We start from the raw sequence: 23348 nt of genomic DNA, 5'->3' as shown, positions 1-23348 counted from the left end.
TTACACCTTGTCCAGGCGCCAGATACCGAACGGCAGGTGCCAGGGTTCGATGCGCATCCACTGGGTCTTGCCATACCACTCCCAGCGATGGCCGTTCATCAGGTCCTCGCCGCGGGTCACGGCGTTGTCATCCAGGCCCAGCTCCCACAGCGGCAGCTCGAAGTGCGCCTCCTGGGCGTTGTGCGGATCGAGGCTGACCGCCACCAGGACGAAGCTTTCGCCATCCGGGGAGGGCTTGCCGAAATACACGATGTTGTCGTTCCAGGCGTTGTAGAAGCGTACGCCCAGGTGGCTGTGCAAGGCCGGCTGCTGGCGACGGATGCGGTTGAGCTGGGCGATCTCGGCGATGATGTTGCCCGGCTGGGTGAAGTCCCTCGGGCGGATCTGGTATTTCTCCGAATCCAGGTATTCCTCCTTGCCCGGGATCGGCGCTGCCTCGCACAGCTCGAAGCCCGAATACATGCCCCACAGGCCCGAGCCCATGGTTGCGAGGGCCGCACGGATGAGGAAGCCGGCGCGCCCCGACTGATGCAGGAAGAATGGGTTGATGTCCGGCGTATTGACGAAGAAGTTCGGCCGGTAGCACAGCGACCATGGCGGCTGGTTGAGCGTCTCGAAGTACTCCTGGATCTCGGCCTTGGTATTGCGCCAGGTGAAGTAGGTGTAGCTCTGGCTGTAGCCGACCTTGCCCAGGCGGGCCATCATCGCCGGCTTGGTAAAGGCTTCGGCAAGGAAGATCACCTCGGGATGGCGGCCACGGATATCGGCGATCAACCATTGCCAGAACGGCAGCGGCTTGGTGTGCGGGTTGTCCACGCGGAACTGCTTGACGCCTTCCTGTACCCAGCCTTCCACCACGTCGCGCAGCGCCAGCCACAGCGACGGCACGGCGTCGGCGGCGTAGAAGTCGACGTTGACGATGTCCTGGTATTTCTTCGGCGGGTTTTCCGCGTAGCGGATGCTGCCGTCCGGTCGCCAGGAAAACCAGCCGGGATGCTCGGTCAGCCAGGGATGGTCCTGGGAGCACTGGATGGCAAAGTCCAGGGCGATCTCAAGCCCATGTTCCGCGGCGGCAGCGACCAAGCGACGGAAGTCCTCGCGGCTGCCCAGTTGCGGATGGATCGCATCATGGCCGCCGTCCGGGCTGCCGATGGCATAGGGGCTGCCCGGGTCGCCGGGTTCGGCGCTGAGGGCGTTGTTGCGGCCTTTGCGGAACTTGCTGCCGATGGGGTGGATGGGCGGGAAATACAGCACATCGAAGCCCATGTCGCGGATCATCGGCAGGCGCGCATGTACATCGTTGAAGGTGCCGTGGCGCTGGGGATCGTCGGTGATCGAGCGGGGAAACAGCTCGTACCAACTGGCAAAGGCGGCACGTTCGCGCTCCACGTCCAAGGGAAACTCGGGGCTGCGGCTAAGGTAGCTGCGCGGATCGGCCTGGGCCATCAGCACGCGGGTCTCGCTGGCCACCAGCATTTCCACCCGGGACGCCACCGGCAGGCCCTTGCGCAAGCGCCGGGCGAGCCCGGCCAGTTCCTCGCGCAGCGGCCCGGCGCTGCGTTCGGCGGCATGCTCGAGGTGCAGGCGGCCCTCCTCCAGCTCCAGCTCGACATCCACGCCGGCGGCGAACTTCTTTTCCAGGTCGTGACAATAGGTGGCATAGCCGTCGATCCATGCCTCGATCACGAACAGGTGGCGGCCCATCTCGTTGATGCTGAAGCTGCCCTCCCAGCGGTCATTGCCGAGCAAGGTCATGCTGATGCTGCGCCAGCGCCGGCTATGGGCCTGGCGCCAGTTGAGGGTCACCGCGAGGACATCGTGGCCATCGGCATAGACCGTACTGCCGACCGTTACCGTGCGGCCGACCTCGGTCTTGACCGCATACAGGCCGGCGTCGATCACCGGCGTGGTGTTCTCGATCACCACCCGGGGCAGCAACAAGGCCTGGGCCAGGGTCAGCGGATCGTCGGCAGGATTGTCGGCAGCGGCCATGCGCTCGGTTACGAAAGGCTCATTGCGGGTCATCGAACATCGCTCCGTTACGGCGTGGCGGTAAGGGTTCAGAGCAATGGCAGGCGCGGGGGTTCAATAAAAAATGAGCGTTGCCGCGGGAAAGCGGTCCAAGCCAAGACACGATCACCGTCCTTGCGAGGTACAGCGATGAGTATCCCTATCCCGGCGGAGACGCCCGATCCGAATATCGACGACCCGACCCTGCCGCCAGCGGTGCCCGACGAGGAAGATCCGGAGGGCGTGCCGGTCAAGCCGACCGTGCCGCCGACCGTTGGCGATCCGCCCAGCGAGGAGCCGCCGGTGAAAGGTAGAGCGTAGACGGGTTAACGACGTTTGAGGGTGTTGCTGATGGCATCATCGCTGGCAAGCCAGCTCCCACAGGTCTTGCGGTGCACCCTGTGGGAGCTGGCTTGCCAGCGATGAGGCCTGGAAGAACAACTCAGTTCTGCCTGAGCTCCTCGATGCTGATCTCTCTCATCCTGAACTTCTGCACCTTGCCCGTTACCGTCATGGGGAATTCCTCGACGAAACGGAAATGCCGCGGGGTCTTGAAGTGTGCGATGCGGTTCTTGCACCAGGCTTGCAGCTCGACATCCGTGGCGCTGTGCCCGGGATGGAACTTGATCCAGGCGACGATCTCCTCGCCATAGCGCTCATCGGGAATGCCGATCACCTGGACATCCGCCACCGCCGGATGGGTGAAGAAGAACTCTTCCAGTTCCCGTGGGTAAATGTTTTCACCGCCACGGATGATCATGTCCTTGTTGCGCCCTGCGATGCACACGTAGCCCTGTTCGTCCATGCTCGCCAGGTCGCCGGTGTGCATCCAGCCCGCCGGATCGATGGCTTCGGCGGTGGCCGCAGGGTTGCCCCAGTAGCCGAGCATCACGCTGTAGCCACGGGTGCACAGCTCGCCGATCTGCCCGCGCGGCACCACGCAGCCATGCTCGTCGATGATCTTGCTCTCCAGTTGCGGCTGGGTTCGCCCGACCGTGGTCACGCGCAGTTCCAGCTCGTCGTCCGGGCCGGTCTGCAGCGACACCGGGCTGGTCTCGGTCATGCCGTAGGCGATCTGCACCTCGCTCATGTGCAGTTCGTTGATCACCCGGCGCATCACCTCGATCGGGCAGATGGCCCCGGCCATGATGCCGGTGCGCAGGCAGGACAGGTCGTGGTCGGCGCGCTGCGGCTGGTCGAGCACGGCGATAAACATGGTCGGCACGCCGTACAGCGCGGTGGCGCGCTCCTCGGCCACGGCCTGCAGGGTCAGGGCCGGGTCGAAGGCGTCGTTGGGGTAGATCATGGTGCTGCCGTGGGTCATGCAGCCGAGGTTGCCCATGACCATGCCGAAGCAGTGGTACAGCGGCACCGGAATCACCATACGGTCATGCTCGGTCAGGCCCAGGCTCTCGCCGACCATGTAGCCGTTGTTGAGGATGTTGTAGTGGCTGAGGGTGGCGCCCTTGGGGAAGCCAGTGGTGCCGGAGGTGTACTGGATATTCACCGCCTGGTCGAACTGCAGGCTTTGCTGGCGGGCAGCGTAGTCGTCGAGCCCGACCCTGGCGCCCTGCTCGCCCAGTGTTTCCCAGGCCAGGAAGCCGGGTGGCGGCTCGCTGGCCAGGCTGATCACCCCACGCAGGTCAGGCAGGCGTTCGCAGGCGAGCTGTCCCGGCGCCTGGTGGGCCAGTTCCGGCAGCAGCTCGGCGAGCATGGCATGGTAATCCGAACTCTTGAATGCCCCGGCACAGATCAACCATTGGCAGCCGGACTGCTTGAGCGCGTACTCCAGCTCGCTGGTGCGATACGCCGGGTTGATATTGACCAGGATGATCCCGGCCTTGGCGCTGGCGAACTGGGCGATGCACCACTGCGCACAGTTGGGCGCCCAGATGCCCAGGCGGTCGCCGGTCTTCAGGCCCAGGGCCATGAACGCACGGGCATGCAGGTCGACGGCGGCGGCCAGCTGCGCCCAGCTATAGCGCACCTGCTGATGACGGACCACCAGCGCTTCTCGATCGCCGAAGCGCGCTACCGTGCGGTCGAAGGCCTGGCCGATGGTCATGGCCAGCAAGGGTTTGTCCTGGCGACCCTGGGTATAGCTCGGTTGATTCATGACGTTCCCTTTTTGTGGTTGTTCTGGGAGCTGATCGGGGCGGGAAATACTCTCGCCCAAATTAACGTTAACGTAAAGGTCATGTTGACGATTGACACTGCACTTTCTCAGGTTTACGTTAACGTAAAGGTGAAATCGACATCGCGCCCAGCGCCAGGATCCGCACGCCTGCGACTCCGCCCCATCCAAGAACAAACAATAGAAGGTGCCCGAGCATGCTTTATCCCTCCCTGAACTTCGCCCTTGGTGAAACCATCGACATGCTGCGCGAGCAGGTGCAGGCCTTCGTCGCCAGCGAACTGGCGCCGCGCGCCGCGCAGATCGACCACGACAACCTGTTCCCTGCCGATATGTGGCGCAAGTTCGGCGACCTGGGGCTGCTCGGCGTGACCGTCAGCGAAGAATATGGCGGTGCCGGCCTGGGTTACCTGGCCCATGTGGTGGCCATGGAGGAAATCAGCCGTGGCTCGGCCTCGGTCGCCCTCTCCTATGGCGCCCACTCCAACCTGTGCGTGAACCAGATCAACCGCAACGGCAACCACGAGCAGAAAGCCAGGTACCTGCCGAAACTGATCAGCGGCGAGCATGTCGGCGCCCTGGCCATGAGCGAGCCCAATGCCGGCTCCGACGTGGTGTCGATGAAACTGCGCGCCGACAAGCGCGGCGACCGCTTCGTCCTCAACGGCAGCAAGACCTGGATCACCAACGGCCCGGACGCCAACACCTACGTGATCTACGCCAAGACCGACCTGGAAAAGGGCCCCCACGGCATTACCGCGTTCATCGTCGAGCGCGACTGGAAGGGCTTCAGCCGCAGCAACAAATTCGACAAGCTTGGCATGCGTGGCTCCAACACCTGCGAGCTGTTCTTCGACGATGTCGAGGTGCCGGAGGAAAACATCCTCGGCAAGCTCAACGGCGGCGTGAAAGTGCTGATGAGCGGGCTGGACTACGAGCGCGTGGTGCTGTCCGGCGGTCCTACCGGGATCATGCAAGCCTGCATGGACCTCGTTGTCCCTTATATCCACGACCGCAAGCAGTTCGGCCAGAGCATCGGCGAGTTCCAGCTGATCCAGGGCAAGATCGCCGACATGTACACCCAGCTCAACGCCAGCCGCGCCTACCTCTACGCCGTGGCCCAGGCCTGCGACCGTGGCGAGACCACGCGCAAGGACGCCGCCGGGGTGATCCTCTACACCGCCGAGCGCGCCACGCAAATGGCCCTGGAGGCGATCCAGATCCTCGGTGGCAATGGCTACATCAACGAATTCCCGGCCGGCCGCCTGCTGCGCGACGCCAAGCTGTACGAGATCGGTGCCGGTACCAGCGAGATCCGCCGCATGCTGATCGGCCGCGAGCTGTTCAACGAGACCCGCTGAAACGCCGCCTCGCTTCCGCTCCCTTCTTGCGGCTTCCCACGGAAGTCGCCGAGGACCAACAATGATTCTCAAGTCTCAGTTGAACACCCGCGCCCCGGACTTCGCCGTCAACAGCGCGGCCATGCTGGAACAGGTCAAGGCCCTGCGCACCCTCCTCGCCCAGGTGCATCAAGGTGGCGGGGCCAAGGCCCAGGAACGCCATACCTCCCGCGGCAAGCTGCTGCCCCGCGAACGTATCGACCGCCTGCTCGATCCGGGCTCGCCTTTCCTCGAGATCGGCCAGTTGGCGGCCCATGAGGTCTATGGCGAAGAGGTCCCCGCCGCCGGCGTGATCGCCGGTATCGGCCGGGTCGAAGGCGTCGAGTGCATGATCGTCGCCAACGACGCCACGGTGAAAGGCGGCTCCTACTATCCGCTGACCGTGAAGAAACACCTGCGCGCCCAGGCCATCGCCCAGCAGAACCGCCTGCCCTGCCTGTACCTGGTGGACTCCGGTGGCGCGAACCTGCCGCGCCAGGACGAAGTCTTCCCCGACCGCGAGCATTTCGGGCGGATCTTCTTCAACCAGGCCAACATGAGTGCCCAGGGCATCCCGCAGATCGCCGTAGTCATGGGTTCCTGCACCGCCGGCGGCGCCTACGTGCCGGCGATGTCCGACGAGACCATCATGGTCCGCCAGCAGGCCACCATCTTCCTCGCCGGCCCGCCGCTGGTGAAGGCGGCCACCGGCGAGGTGGTCAGTGCCGAAGACCTGGGCGGCGCCGACGTGCACTGCAAGACCAGCGGCGTGGCCGATCACTATGCCGACAACGATGAACACGCCCTGGCGATTGCCCGTCGCTGCGTGGCCAACCTCAACTGGCACAAGCAGGGGGAACTGCAGGTGCGTACGCCGATTGCCCCGCTGTATGCCGCGGAGGAGTTGTATGGCGTGGTGCCAGCAGATGCCAAGCAACCCTTCGATGTGCGCGAGATCATCGCGCGCCTGGTGGACGGTTCGGTGTTCGATGAATTCAAGGCGCTGTTCGGCACCACCCTGGTCTGCGGCTTCGCCCACCTGCACGGCTACCCGATCGCCATCCTCGCCAACAACGGCATCCTCTTCGCCGAAGCCGCGCAGAAAGGCGCGCATTTCATCGAACTGGCCTGCCAGCGGGGTATTCCCCTGCTGTTCCTGCAGAACATCACCGGCTTCATGGTCGGGCAGAAATACGAAGCCGGCGGCATCGCCAAGCACGGCGCCAAGCTGGTCACTGCGGTGGCCTGCGCCAGGGTACCGAAGTTCACCGTGATCATCGGCGGCAGCTTCGGCGCCGGTAACTACGGCATGTGTGGGCGCGCCTACGACCCGCGCTTCCTGTGGATGTGGCCGAATGCGCGGATCGGCGTGATGGGTGCCGAGCAGGCCGCCGGGGTGCTGGCCCAGGTCAAGCGCGAGCAGAGCGAGCGTTCCGGGCAGGCCTTCAGCGCCGAGGACGAGGCCAGGCTCAAGCAGCCGATCCTCGACCAGTACGAACACCAGGGTCATCCCTACTATTCCAGCGCGCGTCTTTGGGACGACGGCGTCATCGACCCGGCGCAGACCCGAGAGATCCTCGCCCTGGCCCTGTCCGCTTCGCTCAACGCGCCGATCGAAGCCACCCGCTTCGGCATTTTCCGGATGTGACCGATGACCGACTTCAGCACCCTCGAACTGATCAAGGATCCGCGCGGCTTCGCTACCCTGTGGCTGAGCCGCGCGGACAAGAACAACGCCTTCAATGCGCAGATGATCCGCGAGCTGATCGTCGCCCTCGACGAACTGGCCGCCGATGCCAGCCTGCGCTTCGTCCTTCTGCGTGGCCGGGGCCGGCATTTCAGTGCCGGTGCGGACCTGGCCTGGATGCAGCAAAGCGCGGCCCTGGATTACCAGAGCAACCTGGATGACGCCCGTGAGCTGGCGGAACTGATGTACAACCTGGCGCGCCTGAAGCTGCCGACCCTGGCGGTGGTCCAGGGCGCGGCCTTCGGTGGCGCCCTCGGCCTGATCGCCTGCTGTGATATGGCCATCGGTGCCGAAGAGGCGCAACTGTGCCTGTCGGAAGTGCGCATCGGCCTGGCACCGGCGGTGATCAGCCCGTTCGTGGTCCAGGCCATGGGCGAACGTGCCGCACGTCGCTACGCCCTCACCGCCGAGCGCTTCAGCGGCATCCGCGCCCGCGAGCTTGGCCTGCTGGCGGAGGCTTATCCGGCGGCGGAGCTGGAAGAGCGCGTGGAAGACTGGATCGTCAACCTGCTGCAGAACAGCCCGCAGGCCATGCGTGCCAGCAAGGAACTGCTGCGCGAGGTCGGCCCGGGTGAACTGACCCCGGCCCTGCGTCGCTACTGCGAGAACGCCATCGCCCGGATCCGCGTCAGCGGCGAAGGCCAGGAAGGCCTGCGCGCCTTCCTGGAAAAACGCCAACCGGCCTGGCAGGCCGCCCCATCCTCCTCTTCATCCGCCACGGAGCCCCGCCCATGAGCCGTCCCGAGCTGACCACCCTGCTGGTCGCCAACCGTGGCGAGATCGCCTGCCGGGTGATGCGCACCGCAAAATCCCTGGGCCTGACCACCGTCGCCGTGCACAGCGCGGTGGACCGTGAAGCGCGCCACAGCCGCGAAGCCGATATTCGCGTCGATCTTGGCGGTGCCAAGCCGGCGGAAAGCTACCTGGTGATCGACAAGCTGATCGCCGCGGCCAAGGCCAGCGGCGCCCAGGCGATCCATCCCGGCTATGGCTTCCTCTCGGAAAATGCCGGGTTCGCCAAGGCCATCGAGGACGCCGGGCTGATATTCCTCGGCCCGCCCGCCAGCGCCATCGAGGCCATGGGCAGCAAATCGGCGGCCAAGGCGCTGATGGAAACCGCCGGGGTGCCCCTGGTGCCGGGATATCACGGCGAGGCCCAGGACCTGGAAACCTTCCGCGCCGCGGCCGAAAGGATCGGCTACCCGGTACTGCTCAAGGCCACCGCCGGCGGCGGCGGCAAGGGCATGAAGGTGGTCGAGCAGGAAAGCCAGCTGGCCGAAGCCCTGGCCTCCGCACAGCGCGAGGCACAGTCCTCGTTCGGCGATGCGCGGATGCTGGTGGAAAAGTACGTGCTCAAGCCGCGCCACGTGGAAATCCAAGTGTTTGCCGACCAGCATGGCAACTGCCTGTACCTCAACGAGCGCGACTGCTCGATCCAGCGTCGCCATCAGAAGGTGGTCGAGGAAGCCCCGGCACCGGGCCTCAGCGTCGAGCAACGCAGAGCCATGGGCGAGGCAGCGGTGCGCGCGGCCCAGGCCATTGGTTATGTCGGTGCGGGGACGGTGGAATTCCTTCTGGATGCCCGCGGTGAATTCTTCTTCATGGAGATGAACACCCGCCTGCAGGTGGAGCATCCGGTGACCGAGGCGATCACCGGCCTCGACCTGGTGGCCTGGCAGATCCGCGTCGCCCGCGGCGAGGCGCTGCCGATCAGCCAGGAGCAGGTGCCCCTGATCGGCCATGCCATCGAAGTGCGGCTGTATGCGGAGGACCCGGCCAATGATTTCCTTCCGGCCACCGGCCGGCTGGCACTGTATCGGGAAAGCGCGGCAGGCGATGGTCGCCGTGTCGATAGCGGGGTCGCCGAGGGCGACGAGGTATCACCGTTCTACGACCCGATGCTGGGCAAGCTGATCGCCTGGGGCGAGGACCGCGAGCAAGCGCGCCTGCGCCTGCTGGCGATGCTGGACGAGTTCGCCATTGGCGGAGTGAAGACCAATATCGGTTTCCTGAGGCGGATCCTGGCCCATCCGGCGTTTGCGGCGGCGGAGCTGGATACCGGCTTCATCCCGCGCTACCACGACGATCTGCTGCCAGCGCCAGGCGCCCTGTCCGCCGGCTTCTGGCAGGCCGCGGCAGAGGCCTGGGTGCAGGGGCTGGCGACCAACACCCGCGATGACGATGCCGCCTCGCCGTGGGCTTCCCGGCAGGGTTTCCGCGCCGGCGTTCCGGCGCACATCAGCCTGCACCTGAGCAGCAATGGCCAGCAGCAGGCACTGGGGCTGGATCGAACCGCGCCGTCGCTGTCCACGCTCGATGGCGAGCGCCTGCGCATCGACGACAACGGCGTGCGTCGCCAGTACCAGGCGATCCGCCGGGGTGACACGCTGTACCTGCGCTGGGACGGCGAGCTGCATGCGGTCCAGGCCTTCGACCCGATCGCCGAGGCCGAAGCCGGTCATGGCCACCAGGGCGGCCTGACGGCACCGATGAACGGCAGCATCGTGCGCGTACTGGTGGAGCCCGGGCAGGTGGTCGAGGCCGGGACCCAGCTGGTGGTGCTGGAGGCGATGAAGATGGAGCACAGCATCCGTGCCCCCCACGCTGGCAAGGTGGCGACGCTGTATTGCCAGGAAGGCGAGATGGTCAGTGAAGGGAGTGTGCTGGTGGCGTTGGAGGAAAGCGCCAGCTAAGAGGCCGGTGCTGGCCTCACGAAACAGAAACGGCGCCCTCGGCGCCGTTTTCATTGCCATGGTTCAGAAGCGAATCCCGCCCTGGATGGCGACCCCGAGCAATTCGCAGTCCTCGCCACACAGCATCATCGGATAGGTCGGATTGAGCGGCTTGAGGAAGCGCTGCCCCTCCTCCACCACCAACTGCCGCAACACGCCCTGGGAGTGGCCCGGCACCCGGGCGATGACCAGGCGCCCGACCTGCGCCTGCACCCCCGGATCGACCAGGACCAGCATACCGGCACAGAGGCTCAAGCCAGCCGGTGCGGTCATCGCATCACCCTCGACCCGCAGCCAGAACGCCTTGCCCTGGGCCTTGTAGTCGGTGATTTCCTCGGCCACCGGCGCGTCCTCGGCAACATCCGTCAGCACGACCCAATCCGACTGCGGATAACGGAAGGTGGTCGGCAGGCCATAGTTGGCCGGCTCCTCCTCCGAGTCCGGGGTAGCCTTCATGCTCATGTGGGGCAGTTCGAGTGCTACCAGCACGCGGTTCATGCGCGTGAGGGTCAGCTCGCGCTCACCACGCAGCCACAGGCCCACGCAGCCCTGGGTGACCCCGACGCGTTCGGCCAGTTTCTCTTGCGTGAGCTTGAGTTCACGCATCCGATCTTTGACTAGTGCGATCCATTTTTCCATCGCAGGCACGATACGGACTGCCCATTCTCGCTCAATACACAAATTGTAGTATTTAAAACGCTGTAAAAAATACGCCAGGTACTATATTTCCCCGTGCCTCTCCACAACCCCAAGGAAGACCCTCCTCATGAGTGCCAGTACCTCCAGCCACCTGGACAGCGACTCCTCGCGCCGTGCCCTCGATTACTACTTCAACCCGGCTCCGGAGAACGCGCCCGGACTGGAAGACATGCAACTGGTGGTGGCGCGCGACGACCTGTCGCCACAGGCCGCCGCCGAGCAGGCGGCGTGGCTGCTGCGCTGCGCCTCGGGCACTGCCTACCAGGCCGCACAGATCGCGCGGGACAAGGCCCAGGACCAGATGCTGATGTCCATGCACCTGATCAACCTCGCACGCGCGATGATTGACCACAGCCACAGCCGCATGCCGAAAGACGAGGAAAGGAAAGAATAACAACAGCGTGAGGGCCCGGACTGCCTGGGTTCAGGCACGGGAAGAAAGAATTTTCGGAGAATTACCGAAAATTCATTTGACTTGAAAATGAGAACGATTATTATTGATCGCAACTGGTCGCGAGACTGGTTGGATAACCCGGAGCCCTTAGGTCGGACTCCAGATTATCTCCTCATCAGGCTAATCACGGTTTTTGACCCGGCTTTTTGCCGGGTCTTTTTTTTGGGCTCTTCAGGCTAATGAAGGCGATGTGTTGCTGAATGTGGCGATGATATCAAAGGACCCTCCCTGTGATAAGCCCAAGGCGCGCCTTTGCTGAAATTAGCACTTGAGAATCAATCTCGTTAAGACTAAGCTCTCAACCGCATCAAGGAAGATGCCCCCTACCTCCCTCCTCCGTTTCCACCGCAAGGAGCTGGAACCATGACCCGTCTGCTGCTGCCACTGGACCATCACGCCGAACCCGCCGACACCGCCGAACTCGCGCTGCTGCACCGCCTGAAAGCGCTGCCACGCCGGGTTCAGCAGGTATTCCTGCTGAGCCGCCTCGACCAGTTGACCTACGCGGTCATCGCCAGGCGCCTGGACCTGTCCGACGCGAGCGTCGAGCGTCATATGAACCAAGTCCTGCAGGCCACCCTGCCCGCCCCTGCTCCGCTCGCCCGTGCTGCCGGCCAGTGGTATGTGCGGCTGCAAAGTCCGCTGATCACCGCCAGCGAGCGCATCGATTTCCGCCGCTGGCTGGACGCCGACCCGGAGCACCTGGCGGCCTTCCACGCCACCGAGCTGCGTTGGCGCAGCCTGCTGGCGCCGGCCCGGGCGCTGGGCGAAAACCACTGGTACCGGCAGACCCGGGCCGCGTTTTCCCTGGGTGGCTGCACCGTCGCCATGGGTCTTGGGCTGGCCACCTTGCTGGCCCTGGGTTTCTGGTACTGACCGGGTTGTGTAGAGTTGTTGCCCACAACAACTCTGCAAAGGACCCAGGCCAATGACCGCACTGAGCATCGACTGCGACTTCGACTCCGGCAATATCCTCGTTCGGGACACCAGCAATCCCGCCCAGGTGCGCCTGGCGATCCGCCCCGACAGCGCCAGCGCGCATTTCCAATGGTTCCACTTCAAGGCCAGCGGCCTGACGCCCGGCCAGACCCACGCCTTCACCCTGGAGAATGCCGGCGGGTCCTCCTACAACAAGGCATGGGACGGTTACCACGCCGTCGCCTCCTACGATCAGCGCAACTGGTTCCGTGTTCCGTCACGCTTCGATGGCCAGGCCCTGCATTTCAGCCTCGAAGCCCAGGAGCCGCAGGCCTGGTTCGCCTACTTCGAGCCGTACTCGCGGGCTCGCCACAATCAATTGATCGAGCGTGCCCGGCATCTGCCGGGTGTCAGCCTGCTGGCCACCGGGCGCAGTGTCGAAGGCCGTGATATTCCGTTGCTGCGTGTTGGTGACGGCGCCGCAGGCAAGCGCAAGGTATGGATCATCGCCCAGCAGCATCCCGGCGAGCACATGGCCGAGTGGTTCATGGAAGGTGTGATCGACCGTGTCGCCGCCAACGATGCCGGCCTGCAGCAGCTACTGGCCGCTGCCGACCTGTACCTGATCCCCAACATGAACCCCGACGGTGCCTTCCACGGTCATTTGCGCACCAACGCCAAAGGCTTCGATCTCAATCGCGCCTGGCAGGACGCAAGCAGCGAACAGACCCCCGAGGTACTGTTCGCCCAGCAACAGATGAAGCTGCATGGGGTCGACCTGTTCCTCGATGTCCATGGCGACGAAGAGATTCCCCACGTGTTCACTGCCGCCTGCGAGGGCAATCCGGGCTACACCCCGCGTATCGCCGCGCTGGAGGAGCGTTTCCGCAAAACCCTGTGCGGGCTGACCCGGGACTTCCAGGATGTGCATGGTTATCCCCGCAGTGCGCCGGGCCAGGCCAACATGACCCTGGCCTGCAATGCGGTGGGCCAGGCCCATGACTGCCTGTCGCTGACCCTGGAAATGCCGTTCAAGGACCACGACGACGCACCGAACCCGGCCACCGGCTGGTCGGGCAAGCGTTCGAAGGAGCTTGCATCGGCGGTGCTGGATGCGGTCGGGCAGATGGTCCACGAATTGCGTTGAAGGCGCTGGCTACGTTCTCGTAGAACAAAACCCAACTCTTTGACTTGCTGGGACCTTGTGGGAGCGGGTTTACCCGCGATTGCTATGGTGAATTCACTACAGCAATCGCGGGTGAACCCGCTCCCACAGGGGACGCGTCGTGCTTGCAACTGTCTAGAAAGCCACATCCAGGATCACGCTGTCCTGGTACGCCCCCGCCGGCGGCGTGGCCTGGTCGGTGTAGACCCTGGCGTTGTAGTTGAACACCTGGCTGCCCGTTCCGGTGCCATTGCCCGGGTTGATATCGGCATCGCTGCTGGAGCGACGCGCGCTGGTCAGCGAACCCCAGCGCACGGTACCGGCACTTTTGAAAATGTCGTAGGCCAGGTAATTGTTGGCCGGCGACTTCATGCGTCGGCGCCCGCCCGACACATACAGACCATCATTCAGCCCCACGGTATAGGCACTGCCCTTGGTGCAGTTGAGGCTGACGCTCTGGCTCACCGTGGAAAACCCGCTCACCACCGGAGCGCTGCCGAAGTTGATCGCCGGGGTGGTGATCTGGCAGTCGGCGGTGACGGTCAGGGTCACGGTCATGGTGGTGCTGCCGGTCAGGGTCTGGCGCCCGACGCACAAACCGCCGACGCCGATGCCGTAGCAATAATCCCAGTTCCAGAACACGGTGAAGGTTTCCGAGTAGTTGCCGGCGGCGACGTTGCTTCCGGTCAGGGTCCGCACGTACACCGGGATGGTCGCCGGTACCACGTTGCCGAGGATCCCCAGCGCATCGAGGATGCCGTTGCGCGCGAAATCGAAGGGCTGGCCGCGGGTGATCGGGTAGGACGTGGTGTTGTCGGCATACAGTGTGTACTGGATGACGTCGCCGGTGGGCCCGACCAGGCCGGTGGTGCCTCCGGTCGGCGTGAAGGTGGCCTTGAAGAAGTCATCGCTGCGCAACAACGTCACCAGCGAGCCACTGCAACGCAGGCCGGCATTGGTACTGGACGAGGATTGCACGGTGGACGCCAGCGTAGTGGAGGCCACGCTGCCGAACGCCACATTGCCGGCCTGCACCACCGAACACAGCGCCTGCACGGGCTCGGCAAGCAACAGCAGCGCCAGCATCGGCAGCAGGCGTTTCATTTGCACACCAGCGGGCCGAGCAGCGGCACATCGTCCTGTCCGGCGTCGAGGCTGAAATGCACCAGGCAAGTGCCGCCGCCGGCGATCCGTACCTCCAGGGTATTGTCCTCGGCCAGCCCTTCCAGATAGACCAGTCCGTCCCAACCGACCACTGCGGCAGCGCCAGTCTGCTGATGGCGGACCTGGCTGCCCAGTGGCAGGTCCTGGTGACTGGCATCGACCAGCTCGATGCTCGCCGCCCGCACCCGGTTCAACGGGAAATTCAGCAGGTACCCGGCGCCACGGCGTACCGCTACGCGCTGCTCGACGTTTTCCGCGCGCACGTTGGCTGGCAGTTCCAGGGTGTCGATTTCGTACTTGCCGCGGTAATAGGCGCTGCTCCACGGCACCAGCAGATGCCCCTTGCTGTCGGTGCGGCCGACATTCTGGTTCTCGTAGCGCACCGGCACATCGGCGAAGCCCTCGGTACTGACCACGACGAAGGCATCATCGATCCGGTTGGCGGCGAATACGCCGGCATCCATCCACACCAGCGAGCCGCTGGCATCGGCCCAGCGGGTCATGGCCTGGCTGGTGCCGTAGGTGCCGGCCTGGAGCTGCACCGACTGCAGGCGCCAGGTCAGGTCGGCCTGGCGGTAGGCCGACTGGTCGCCGCCGCTGGCGTAGCCGAGGTTGTAACCCAGGCCACCATCGCTGGGCACCGCGCGGCTGTAATTGACCCGCTGGACATTCTCGCCGCTCTGGTTGCGCTCGGTGCTCAGGCTGAGGGTGCCGTGCAGGTCGAAAGGAATCACCAGTTGCGCCTGGGTTGCCCACTGCTCGCCACCAAGCTCGCGGTTGGCCGACAGGTACAGGCTGGTATTGCCCCACAGCGACTTGCTCCAGCTCAGGTTCACCAGGCGGGTGCGCGAGTTGTCGCCGGCGCGCACGTCGAAATAGCCGGCGCCAAGGCTGCCGTAGCGTTCCAGGTTGAGGCTGAGCGTGACCTGCTCGCTACGCTGGCTCAGGCGGGCATAGGGGCTGTCCAGCAACGAGGCGTCGGCGTAGTCGCCATACCGCTCCAGGCGCTGGTAATTGAAGCCGATGCGCTGGCTGTTGTACTGATAGCCGAGGCTCAGTTGCTGGCCGCTGCGGCTATCGAAGGTGCTCTGGCTGACCGCGGCGTTGACCACCCCGAAGGTGCCCACCAGCAGATTGCCGCCGATCCCGCCAAGGGCCAGGGACTGCGCCGCCTCGCCGTGGGTTTCCAGGGTAAAACTGTCGCTGATGCCGTAGCGCAGGCTGGCCGAGGTCAGGCCCTTGCCGTAGGAGAAATCGCTGATCCCGTAATTGCGCCGCAAGGCACCGGCAGCCACCGAGAAATCACTCATGCCTTTCTGCAGCAAGGTGCTGGTGACGTAGAACGGCAAGGTGGTGGACACCTGCCGGCCCTGGGCATCGGTGGTCACCACTACCGCATCGCCGGCGCCGTTGATGTAGGGCACGTTGGTCAGGGTGTAGGGCCCGGGCTGCAGGTCGGCGCTGGCGCTTTTGTAGCCGTTGATGAACAGGTCCACCGATGACGGCACCGCCGCCTCGCCGGCGAAGGCCGGCAGCGGATAGGTGACCAGGTCCGGGCGTACCGAGAAGTCACGCGATAGCAGTACCCCGCCCAGGCGCACCGAACTAGTCCAGGGCAGCGCGCCACTGATCACGTCGCCCGCCTCGAAGGTCAGCAGGCGCTCCTCGTCGGTGTAGCGAAAGGTCGTGTCGTAGCGCAGGAAGCCACGCTGGTTGTCGGCGTAGTTGCGCCCGCTGATCTGCTGGCGCCATTGGCCCGTGGTGGAGAACGTCCCCCAGGCGTCGAACACCCGCAGCTCGTTCCACACCGACAGGCTGCTGCCGATATCGTCGGTGTCGTTGAGGTAGGCATCGTAGTTGAGCAAGGCGCCAAAGCTGCTGTTGGCCTCGCCGCCGGGGCCCAGGGAGCGGTTGCCGATGCGCTGGCCAGGCAGCCAGGCCGGCGGGACCTGCAGCACCAGGCGCTGGGCCTGGCTGTCGTAGTCGCTGTGCAGGCCGGCGACGCTATCGAGCGCGACCTCTTCCGGCACCGGCACGGGAAAGTCGACGCCCACGGCACGCAGGTCGCTGGCCGCCACGTAGAAGCGCCCGGAACGCTGGTGCACGACCACCACGTTACCGCTGTTCATCTGGTTGACCACCAGTTCCAGATACAGCTCGGCATCGCTGATCGCCTCCTCCGCAGAGGGCGGCGGCGGCAGCTCGCCGGCCCACGACGTGGCACCGAGGCACCACGCCAGGCCACCCGCCAGCAACAGCGGGCAGGAACCCGTGGTAAATCCCTTCACGCACCTTTCCCCGCCATCGTCGGGTGCTCCCTGGCCCGAGGTTCATCCTTTGCTCACCCGGCTCACTGGCCCTGGGCTATGGTTTGCGCCGTGTCACCGCCATTGATCCGTCCCTTGAGCGCGGTAGACGCCGAGGCCTGCAGTGGCGCCGGCCAGCGCATGGTCGCGCCCGGCAGCACATAGCCGAGCAGCCCTTCCACCAGCGGCCGGCTCTGCGCGCCCTGCTGCATCACCACATCGGTCAGGCGCGCATGAACCGGACCGGTGTTGCGGATCTCCACCCAGGAGCGCCCCTGCGTCGATACCTGGCGCCAGCTCAGTTGCGGCTTGCCGACCCCGGCGTCGCTGCGCTGCCCGCTGGGGTCGGCCTTGCCCCACAGGCCCTGGCCGTAGACGAACAGCGGTACCGAATAGCGCATCTGGAAGCGGATCGCGGCCTGGGGCTTGTCGGCGTTGTCGGGCGGCAAGGCCGGAGGAATTTCATCGATGATGATGCGGTAGGCCTGCTCCTGGCCCACCGGCGAGGTACCGGTGCGGGTCAGGCGGATGAGCTGCTTCTGCCCCGGCGCGATCTTCGCCAGCGGCGGGCTACCGATGATGTCGCGCTGGTTCTGGTATTGATCGTCGAACCCGCCCTGGCGCCAGGCGAAGATCCGCACCTGCAGGTTGGCTTCCTCGTTGCCGCGGTTTTCCAGCCACAACGCGCCGGCCTTCTGCTCGGCCTCGATCACCGGGTCGATCGGCCAGATCAGCACCGATGTCGCCGCCGACGTCGCTCCGGCCCACAGCAGCAATGCCGCCAATGCCAGCCTCGCCCTCTCCCTGAACATCCCGCTCTCCTTCATGGTGGTCGTGTAATACCGGCGCGTACGCCGTCAAAAGGTCAAGGTCACCTGCAGCACATCGCTATAGCTGCCCGCGGGCAGCGCTCCGGTCAGTTGCGCCCGGGCGTACACGGGCAGCTTGATGGCCGTCGGATCGGCATAGCTGACATTGACGGTCTGGTCGATGCCCAGCGCCTGGCTGAAGGCCGCGTCGCTGTACAACTGGTAGGCCACCAGGTTGCTGCCGGTGCTGCGCTTGAGGTTGCGCACCCCGTTGTTGTTCTGCCCCCCGCCGATCTTTATGCTCAGCGTCACACCAGGCGTGCATTGCAGGGTGACGGTGGTACCGCCGAGCTGGGTGGTCACGGCGGCGGTGGACAATGCCGAATAGCTGCCGAACGCCAGGTTGCCGTAGTTGGTCACCCCGCCAACCACCAGGCACCCGGCCTGGACGGTCGCATTGACCAGAAACGTGCTGCTGGTGGCCGCATCCAGGGGTATCGGCGCTGCAGCCGCCGCGAGTAGCGCCAGGGCCAGGCGCCCGCGCATGGCTCAGAAACTCAGCTCGACCGCCACGGTGTCGGTATAGGTGCCCGGGGGCAGCCCGGCCTTGCCCACGGCCTTGCCGTACAGGTTGACGGTCTGCGCCGTACCGCTGCTGGTAGGCAGGGTAATGGTGCCGTTGATCGGTATCACGGTGGTCAGCCCGGAGTCGGAATAGAAGTCATAAGGCACCGAATTACCCGAGCCGTCGGCCAGTGCGCGGGTACCGCCGGTGGAGGCGCCGTCATGGGCGCCCGCGCCGATCTTGATCACCGGGATCGCGCCATTGGAGCAGAGAATGCTCATCGCCCCGCCACCGCCCGCCAGCACCTGGGCGCCCGCCGTGGTGAACAACGCCGTCTGGGTGCCGAAGTTCAGGGCGCCGAAATTGACCCCGGTGGTGGCCGTGGAGCCGTTCACCTGGCAACTGGAGATCAGCACCAGCGAGGCGTTTATCTGCCCGGTGACCGTGGCCGCCTGGGCCTGGGAAGCCAGCAACAGCCCGATGCCGGCAAAAACGAAACGATTCAGTTGCGGTTTCATGGTTCACTCCTTGATGGCTGTTACCAGTCCAGCGTCACCGTCAGGGTGTCGCGATAAACGCCCGCAGGCAGGGCCTTGGGGTTGGCTACGACCACGCCGTAGATAGGGATGGGAATCTGCTGCGCGCTGCTCACGGTGAAGTTGAGCTGCTGGCCGATCCCGTAGTTGCTGCGCCCGCCCGGGTCGGTGGAGAGCTGGTAGGGAATCAGCACGCCGCCGTTGCTCAGCCGGCGCGTGGCGCCGTCGGGGTTGGCGCCGCCATTGATGGTCACGGTGAAGGCGCGGACCTGAGGGTTGCAACTGATCTGCAGGTTGCCACTGCCGCCAGGTTCATCGATGGCCGCGCGCAGGGTCTGGTTCCACAGCGGGCCCTGCTGGCCGAAATCGAGCACGCCGCCCGCCGCGCTGGCCGGCGCGGTACTGGCCGGGTCGCTGCTGATCTGGCAGGCCGAGGTAAGCACCAGGCGCGCCTCGATATGTCCGCTGATCGCGCCATGGGCTGCCGGGCTGAGCAACAGCGGCCCCAGGCCCAGCAGGAGAATGCGTGATGCGTGCATGCTGCTCGCTCCCTAAGCAGTGCGGTTCATGACCCTCACCAGGTGACGGTCACCTTCAACAAGTCCGAATAGCGCCCCGTCCGTGGAAGCTCGGTTTGTGTGTCGATACGTGCGTACAAGGGAAGTTCCACCGTTCCGCTGTCCGGTACCCGGCCATGCTGGGCAATATTCACCGACAGCGGCACGCGCCAGGCCGGATCCTGGTACAGGCGGTAGGGTATGGGCCGGGCCTTGGGATCGGCGGATACCAGGTAGCGCACCTCGCCGGTGCCGCCATGCAGGCCGCCATCGACCCGCACCTGATAGGCTGTGTCCGGATTGCACTCCAGCCGAGGCGGGCGCTGGACCAGCAACTGGCTGCCCAAGGGCCCGTAGGGATCGTCCAGCCGTGGACTCTGGCCGAAATCCAGCACGCCCAAGGCCTGCGCGGAAGCCGACCGTGGCTCGTGGATGAGCAGGCAGCCCCGCTGTACGTCGATGCGAACCTCGACGAGGAAATCCGTGGCGGCAACGCCTTGGGCCGCGTACAACCCCAACAACGCCACCAGTGATCTTCCCTTCACCGTTCCTCCCTGTCCTTGCAGGAATTGACCTGGAGTTCAGGGTAGCAGTCGAGGAAAATGCTGCCAGCCGAACTGGAAATGTACAGCTCATGTATAGGAAATATCCGACGAATACGGGCGTTCGCGACTGGCAGCACTTTTCACTATCTGGTTAATATTGCCGCCGTTCGTCACCTGCCACCGTTCGAGGAACATCTCTTGCCCGCCTGGATCCGCTCGCCCCTGCGCGCCTTGCGCCAACGCCTGGCCGCCGCCCCTGCCGCCGAGCCTGGCAAAGCCCGCGAGATCCAACGGTTTTTCGCCGACAAGGCGCAGCAGCAAGGCTACCGCCTGAGCCAGGGCCAGCAGCAGGTGATTGCAGCCATGGCCGAGCAGGCCGCACGCCTACCAACCGGGAGGGCCCGCAGCCTGTACTTGCACGGCCAGGTCGGGCGCGGCAAAAGCTGGCTGCTGGACGGTTTTTTCACCGCGCTGGGCGATGTCCCCAAGCGGCGCCTGCACTTCCATGACTTCTTTGCCCGGCTGCACCAGGGCATGTTCGAGCACCGCCGCCAGGACGATGCCCTGGCGGTCACCCTCGACGCGTTGCTCGGCGACTGCCGCGTGCTGTGCTTCGATGAGTTCCATGTCCACGATATCGGCGATGCCATGCTGCTCACGCGGCTGTACCAGGCCCTGTTCGAGCGCGGCATCTTCGTTCTGGTGACGTCCAACTATCCGCCCAAGGGGCTCTTGCCCAACCCGCTCTATCACCAGCGTTTCGAACCGGTCATCCGGCTGATCGAAGCGCGTATGGACGTGCTCGAGGTCGGTGGCGAACAGGACTACCGCGCCCTGCCCGACGCCGGACGCCAGCAGCGCTTTACCCAGGGACACTACGTCTGGCCCGGGACTGCCGGGCAATTGCAGCGACTGGGCTTCGGTGGCGCGACCCACGAGCAAGTGCTCCAGGTGAACAAGCGCCAATTGCGCGCCCGGGTGCGTGACGAGCGCAGCGTGGTCTTCGATTTCGCCAGCATCTGCGAACAGGCGACCGCGGTAATCGATTACCTGGAACTGATCCAGCGTTTCGAGCACTGGACCATCGAAGGCCTGCCGGACCTGCAGGAATGCACCATCGCCGCCCAGCAGCGCTTCATCAACCTGATCGACGTACTGTATGACCGTGACAAGCGGCTGTTGCTGATCGGCGAGCGGCCGCTGGCGCAAAGCCTGGGCGGCAGCGTGGCCGACCTGGCAAGGACGCGGAGCCGGCTGGGGCAGTTGCAGCAGGTCGGGCCTGAATGATGTGGTGGGGCTGATCGCTGCGAGGGGTATCTACACATCCTTTGAGGTGAGAAGGCTCGTCAGTAGATCGCATAAAGGCTGACAGGTGCTTGTCATGACTGTTCCGGCGCCCTTGAGATCGAGCGCCGCCCGCGCGGCGCATCGCCGGCAACGCCGGCTCCCACATTTGTTGCAACGTACCTATGCCTGACAGGCCATAGTGATCGCCTTGCTTGTACGACGCGATACCCTGTCGAACCCAACAGTCTCCCGCAGTAGATCGCCGAACATCCAAAGGCTGGCAGCGCAGATCTCACAGGCCATGGCACGTTGCAAATGTGGGAGCTGGCTTGCCAGCGATGCGCCGCGCGGGCGGCGCTCGATCTCAAGGGCGCTGAAGATCTATCGGCATGCGCCCGGTGGCCATAACGAGGTTCTCAGGCACTACGCGCCAACCCCGCCAACACCTCCTCGATCTCCACCAACACCGCAGGATCATCCAGGGTCGACGGCGCCACGTAAGGCTGCTGGTCGGCGATCTTGCGCAGCACCGCGCGCAGGATCTTCCCGGAGCGGGTCTTGGGCAGCCGCTTGACTACCCGGACCTGGTTGAAACAGGCCAGCGCACCGATCTGCTCGCGTACCGTGGCCACCAGCTCGGCCTGCAACTGCGCCTCGCCGCTGTCCACGCCATCCTTGAGCACCAGCAGCGCCAACGGCACCTGGCCCTTGATTTCGTCGCGCACGCCCACCACCGCGCACTCGGCCACCGCCGGGTGGCGGGCGACCAGGTCTTCCATCTCGCCCGTGGACAGGCGATGCCCGGAAACGTTAATCACGTCGTCGGTACGCCCCATGATATAGACGAAGCCGTCTTCATCCAGATAGCCGCCGTCCCCGGTGTGGTAGTAGCCGGGATAGGTCTGCAGGTACGACTCCAGGTAGCGCTGGTGATCGCCCCACAGGGTCTGGCTGCACCCGGGCGGCAATGGCAGGGCGATGACGATGGCGCCCTGCTGGTTGGCACCGAGCACCTGGCCATCTTCATCCAGCACCCGCACGTGATAACCCGGCACCGCCCGGTTGCTCGACCCCGCGCGCCCGCCGCTGCCATGCAGGCCCAGGCAGGGTGCAGTCACCGGCCAGCCGGTCTCGGTCTGCCACCAGTGATCGTGCACGGCCTTGCCGCTGACGCTTTCCAGCCATTGATGGGTACTGGAGTCGAGGCGTTCGCCGGCCAGGAACAACTGGCGCAGCGAGCTGAGGTCGTAACGGCGCAGCAGCAGGCCCTGCGGGTCCTCCTTGCGGATCGCCCGCATGGCCGTCGGTGCACAGAACAGGCCGTTGACCCGGTACTGCTCCACTACCCGCCAATAGGCCCCGGCGTCCGGGGTACGGATCGGCTTGCCCTCGTAGAACACCGTGGTGCAGCCGTTCATCAACGGGCCATAGACGATCAGCGAATGCCCGACCACCCAGCCGACATCGGAAATGCCCCACCACACGTCACCGGCCTGCATGCCGTAGATGTGCTTCATGGCAAAGCGCAAGGCCACGGCATTGCCACCGTTCTCGCGCACGATGCCCTTGGGTTTGCCGGTGGTTCCGGAGGTGTACATGATGTACAGCGGATCGGTCGCGAGCAGCTCCACCGGCGGCACCGGGGCGGCCTGTTGCACGGCGGCCTGCCAGTCCAGGTCACGGCCTTCGACCAGGGTGGCGCGGGCCTGCGCTCGTTGCAGCACCAACACCTGGCGCGGCTGGTGCGCGCATTGCTCCAGGGCCCGGTCGACCAGCGGCTTGTACTCGATGACGCGGTCGAACTCCAGGCCGCAGGACGCGGTGAGCAGCAGGGTCGGCCGCGCATCGTCGATGCGCAGCGCCAGCTCGTGGGGAGCGAAGCCGCCGAACACCACCGAATGCACCGCGCCGATCCGCGCACAGGCGAGCATGGCCATCGCCGCCTCGGGCACCATGGGCATGTAGATGACCACCCCGTCGCCCTGTGCCACACCGAGTTCGCGCAGCAGCCCGGCAAGGCGCGCCACCTGGTCGCGCAACTGGTTGAAGGTGAAGGTCTGCTGGCTGCCGGTGACCGGCGAATCGTAGATCAGGGCCAGTTGCTCGCCGCGGCCGTCCTCGATCTGCTGGTCAAGGGCCAGGTGGCAACTGTTCAGCCGGCCGTCGGCGAACCATTGGTGGGTGCCGTCGGGGTTGTCGCGCAGGATCTCCGTAGGCTTGCGCAACCAGGCCAGGCTTTGCGCCTGCTCGGCCCAGAACTCGGCGGGCGCGGCGATGGAGCGGTCATAGCACTGCTGATAACTCATCGATGAATAACCCTGTGTTTGTTGTTATTAAAGGG

At 65.1% G+C, this 23348-nt stretch carries 20 protein-coding genes; 9 read left to right on the top strand and 11 right to left on the bottom strand.

The genetic code is table 11. The features are described from left to right. Positions 1 to 2025, bottom strand: a complete 2025-nt coding sequence (locus ACKLLE_RS12025) for an alpha-1,4-glucan--maltose-1-phosphate maltosyltransferase (protein WP_420058103.1) — start codon at positions 2023 to 2025, stop codon at positions 1 to 3. 135 nt (positions 2026 to 2160) lie between these two features. Here ACKLLE_RS12025 and ACKLLE_RS12020 point away from each other — a divergent pair, with 135 nt between their 5' ends. Further along, positions 2161 to 2331 carry a hypothetical protein gene (locus tag ACKLLE_RS12020; RefSeq protein ID WP_009406553.1) on the top strand — a complete coding sequence of 57 codons (171 nt, stop codon included), beginning with the start codon at positions 2161 to 2163 and terminating at the stop codon, positions 2329 to 2331. 121 nt (positions 2332 to 2452) lie between these two features. Here the strand turns inward: ACKLLE_RS12020 and ACKLLE_RS12015 are convergent, their stop codons facing one another. Further along, a complete protein-coding gene (locus ACKLLE_RS12015) occupies positions 2453 to 4126 on the bottom strand; it encodes an AMP-binding protein (protein WP_420058101.1) in 1674 nt (557 codons plus the stop codon). A 215-nt stretch (positions 4127 to 4341) separates the two neighbouring features. Here ACKLLE_RS12015 and ACKLLE_RS12010 point away from each other — a divergent pair, with 215 nt between their 5' ends. The 4 genes from ACKLLE_RS12010 (at position 4342) to ACKLLE_RS11995 (ending at position 9963) form a co-directional block, all read left to right on the top strand. Then, positions 4342 to 5505 carry an isovaleryl-CoA dehydrogenase gene (locus ACKLLE_RS12010; RefSeq protein ID WP_064304236.1) on the top strand — a complete coding sequence of 388 codons (1164 nt, stop codon included), beginning with the start codon at positions 4342 to 4344 and terminating at the stop codon, positions 5503 to 5505. A gap of 61 nt (positions 5506 to 5566) precedes the next feature. Continuing rightward, entirely contained in the window at positions 5567 to 7171 is a 1605-nt protein-coding gene (locus ACKLLE_RS12005; RefSeq protein WP_420058100.1) for a carboxyl transferase domain-containing protein, read from the top strand. Between the two features lie 3 nt (positions 7172 to 7174). Continuing rightward, on the top strand, positions 7175 to 8005 hold the full coding sequence (locus ACKLLE_RS12000) for a gamma-carboxygeranoyl-CoA hydratase (protein WP_420058098.1): 831 nt from the start codon (positions 7175 to 7177) through the stop codon (positions 8003 to 8005). Then, on the top strand, positions 8002 to 9963 hold the full coding sequence (locus ACKLLE_RS11995) for an acetyl/propionyl/methylcrotonyl-CoA carboxylase subunit alpha (protein ID WP_420058096.1): 1962 nt from the start codon (positions 8002 to 8004) through the stop codon (positions 9961 to 9963). Before ACKLLE_RS12000 ends, ACKLLE_RS11995 begins: the two co-directional genes overlap by 4 nt. Before the next feature lie 63 nt (positions 9964 to 10026). Here the strand turns inward: ACKLLE_RS11995 and ACKLLE_RS11990 are convergent, their stop codons facing one another. Beyond that, complete coding sequence (locus ACKLLE_RS11990) at positions 10027 to 10641, bottom strand: LexA family protein (protein WP_279898226.1); 615 nt, start codon at positions 10639 to 10641, stop codon at positions 10027 to 10029. A 127-nt stretch (positions 10642 to 10768) separates the two neighbouring features. Between ACKLLE_RS11990 and ACKLLE_RS11985 the strand changes: the two genes are divergently transcribed. From ACKLLE_RS11985 to ACKLLE_RS11975, 3 genes are all read left to right on the top strand, one after another. Next, complete coding sequence (locus ACKLLE_RS11985) at positions 10769 to 11095, top strand: hypothetical protein (RefSeq protein ID WP_009406560.1); 327 nt, start codon at positions 10769 to 10771, stop codon at positions 11093 to 11095. Between the two features lie 423 nt (positions 11096 to 11518). Then, the gene (locus tag ACKLLE_RS11980) at positions 11519 to 12031 is read left to right on the top strand and encodes a DUF4880 domain-containing protein (RefSeq protein WP_420058093.1); all 513 of its coding nucleotides are present in this window, start codon (positions 11519 to 11521) and stop codon (positions 12029 to 12031) included. A gap of 52 nt (positions 12032 to 12083) precedes the next feature. Further along, positions 12084 to 13220: a M14 family metallopeptidase gene (locus ACKLLE_RS11975; protein WP_420058092.1), complete on the top strand. Its 1137-nt coding sequence runs from the start codon at positions 12084 to 12086 to the stop codon at positions 13218 to 13220. Positions 13221 to 13373: 153 nt separating this feature from the next. Here the strand turns inward: ACKLLE_RS11975 and ACKLLE_RS11970 are convergent, their stop codons facing one another. The 7 genes from ACKLLE_RS11970 to ACKLLE_RS11940 form a co-directional block, all read right to left on the bottom strand. Then, positions 13374 to 14342 (bottom strand): Csu type fimbrial protein, encoded by a 969-nt coding sequence (locus ACKLLE_RS11970; RefSeq protein WP_064304229.1) that lies wholly within the window; start codon positions 14340 to 14342, stop codon positions 13374 to 13376. After that, entirely contained in the window at positions 14339 to 16690 is a 2352-nt protein-coding gene (locus tag ACKLLE_RS11965) for a fimbria/pilus outer membrane usher protein (RefSeq protein ID WP_420058089.1), read from the bottom strand. Before ACKLLE_RS11965 ends, ACKLLE_RS11970 begins: the two co-directional genes overlap by 4 nt. A gap of 62 nt (positions 16691 to 16752) precedes the next feature. Beyond that, the gene (locus ACKLLE_RS11960; protein ID WP_420058088.1) at positions 16753 to 17520 is read right to left on the bottom strand and encodes a fimbrial biogenesis chaperone; all 768 of its coding nucleotides are present in this window, start codon (positions 17518 to 17520) and stop codon (positions 16753 to 16755) included. A gap of 45 nt (positions 17521 to 17565) precedes the next feature. Continuing rightward, positions 17566 to 18063, bottom strand: a complete 498-nt coding sequence (locus ACKLLE_RS11955; RefSeq protein WP_420058086.1) for a Csu type fimbrial protein — start codon at positions 18061 to 18063, stop codon at positions 17566 to 17568. 3 nt (positions 18064 to 18066) lie between these two features. After that, complete coding sequence (locus tag ACKLLE_RS11950; protein WP_064304225.1) at positions 18067 to 18600, bottom strand: Csu type fimbrial protein; 534 nt, start codon at positions 18598 to 18600, stop codon at positions 18067 to 18069. A gap of 20 nt (positions 18601 to 18620) precedes the next feature. Beyond that, positions 18621 to 19157: a Csu type fimbrial protein gene (locus tag ACKLLE_RS11945; protein ID WP_009406568.1), complete on the bottom strand. Its 537-nt coding sequence runs from the start codon at positions 19155 to 19157 to the stop codon at positions 18621 to 18623. A 35-nt stretch (positions 19158 to 19192) separates the two neighbouring features. Next, complete coding sequence (locus ACKLLE_RS11940; protein WP_420058084.1) at positions 19193 to 19720, bottom strand: Csu type fimbrial protein; 528 nt, start codon at positions 19718 to 19720, stop codon at positions 19193 to 19195. A 198-nt stretch (positions 19721 to 19918) separates the two neighbouring features. Here ACKLLE_RS11940 and zapE point away from each other — a divergent pair, with 198 nt between their 5' ends. After that, positions 19919 to 21007 (top strand): cell division protein ZapE, encoded by a 1089-nt coding sequence (zapE, locus tag ACKLLE_RS11935; RefSeq protein WP_420058082.1) that lies wholly within the window; start codon positions 19919 to 19921, stop codon positions 21005 to 21007. Between the two features lie 416 nt (positions 21008 to 21423). Here the strand turns inward: zapE and ACKLLE_RS11930 are convergent, their stop codons facing one another. Beyond that, positions 21424 to 23313 (bottom strand): propionyl-CoA synthetase, encoded by a 1890-nt coding sequence (locus ACKLLE_RS11930; RefSeq protein ID WP_420058080.1) that lies wholly within the window; start codon positions 23311 to 23313, stop codon positions 21424 to 21426. Between the last annotated feature and the right edge of the window lie 35 nt (positions 23314 to 23348).

Origin of the sequence: Pseudomonas bharatica (genome assembly GCF_048586865.1) — a bacterium.
In the GTDB taxonomy this organism is placed as follows: Bacteria; Pseudomonadota; Gammaproteobacteria; order Pseudomonadales; family Pseudomonadaceae; genus Aquipseudomonas; species Aquipseudomonas bharatica.
This window is presented reverse-complemented; position numbering and strand designations above follow the sequence as displayed.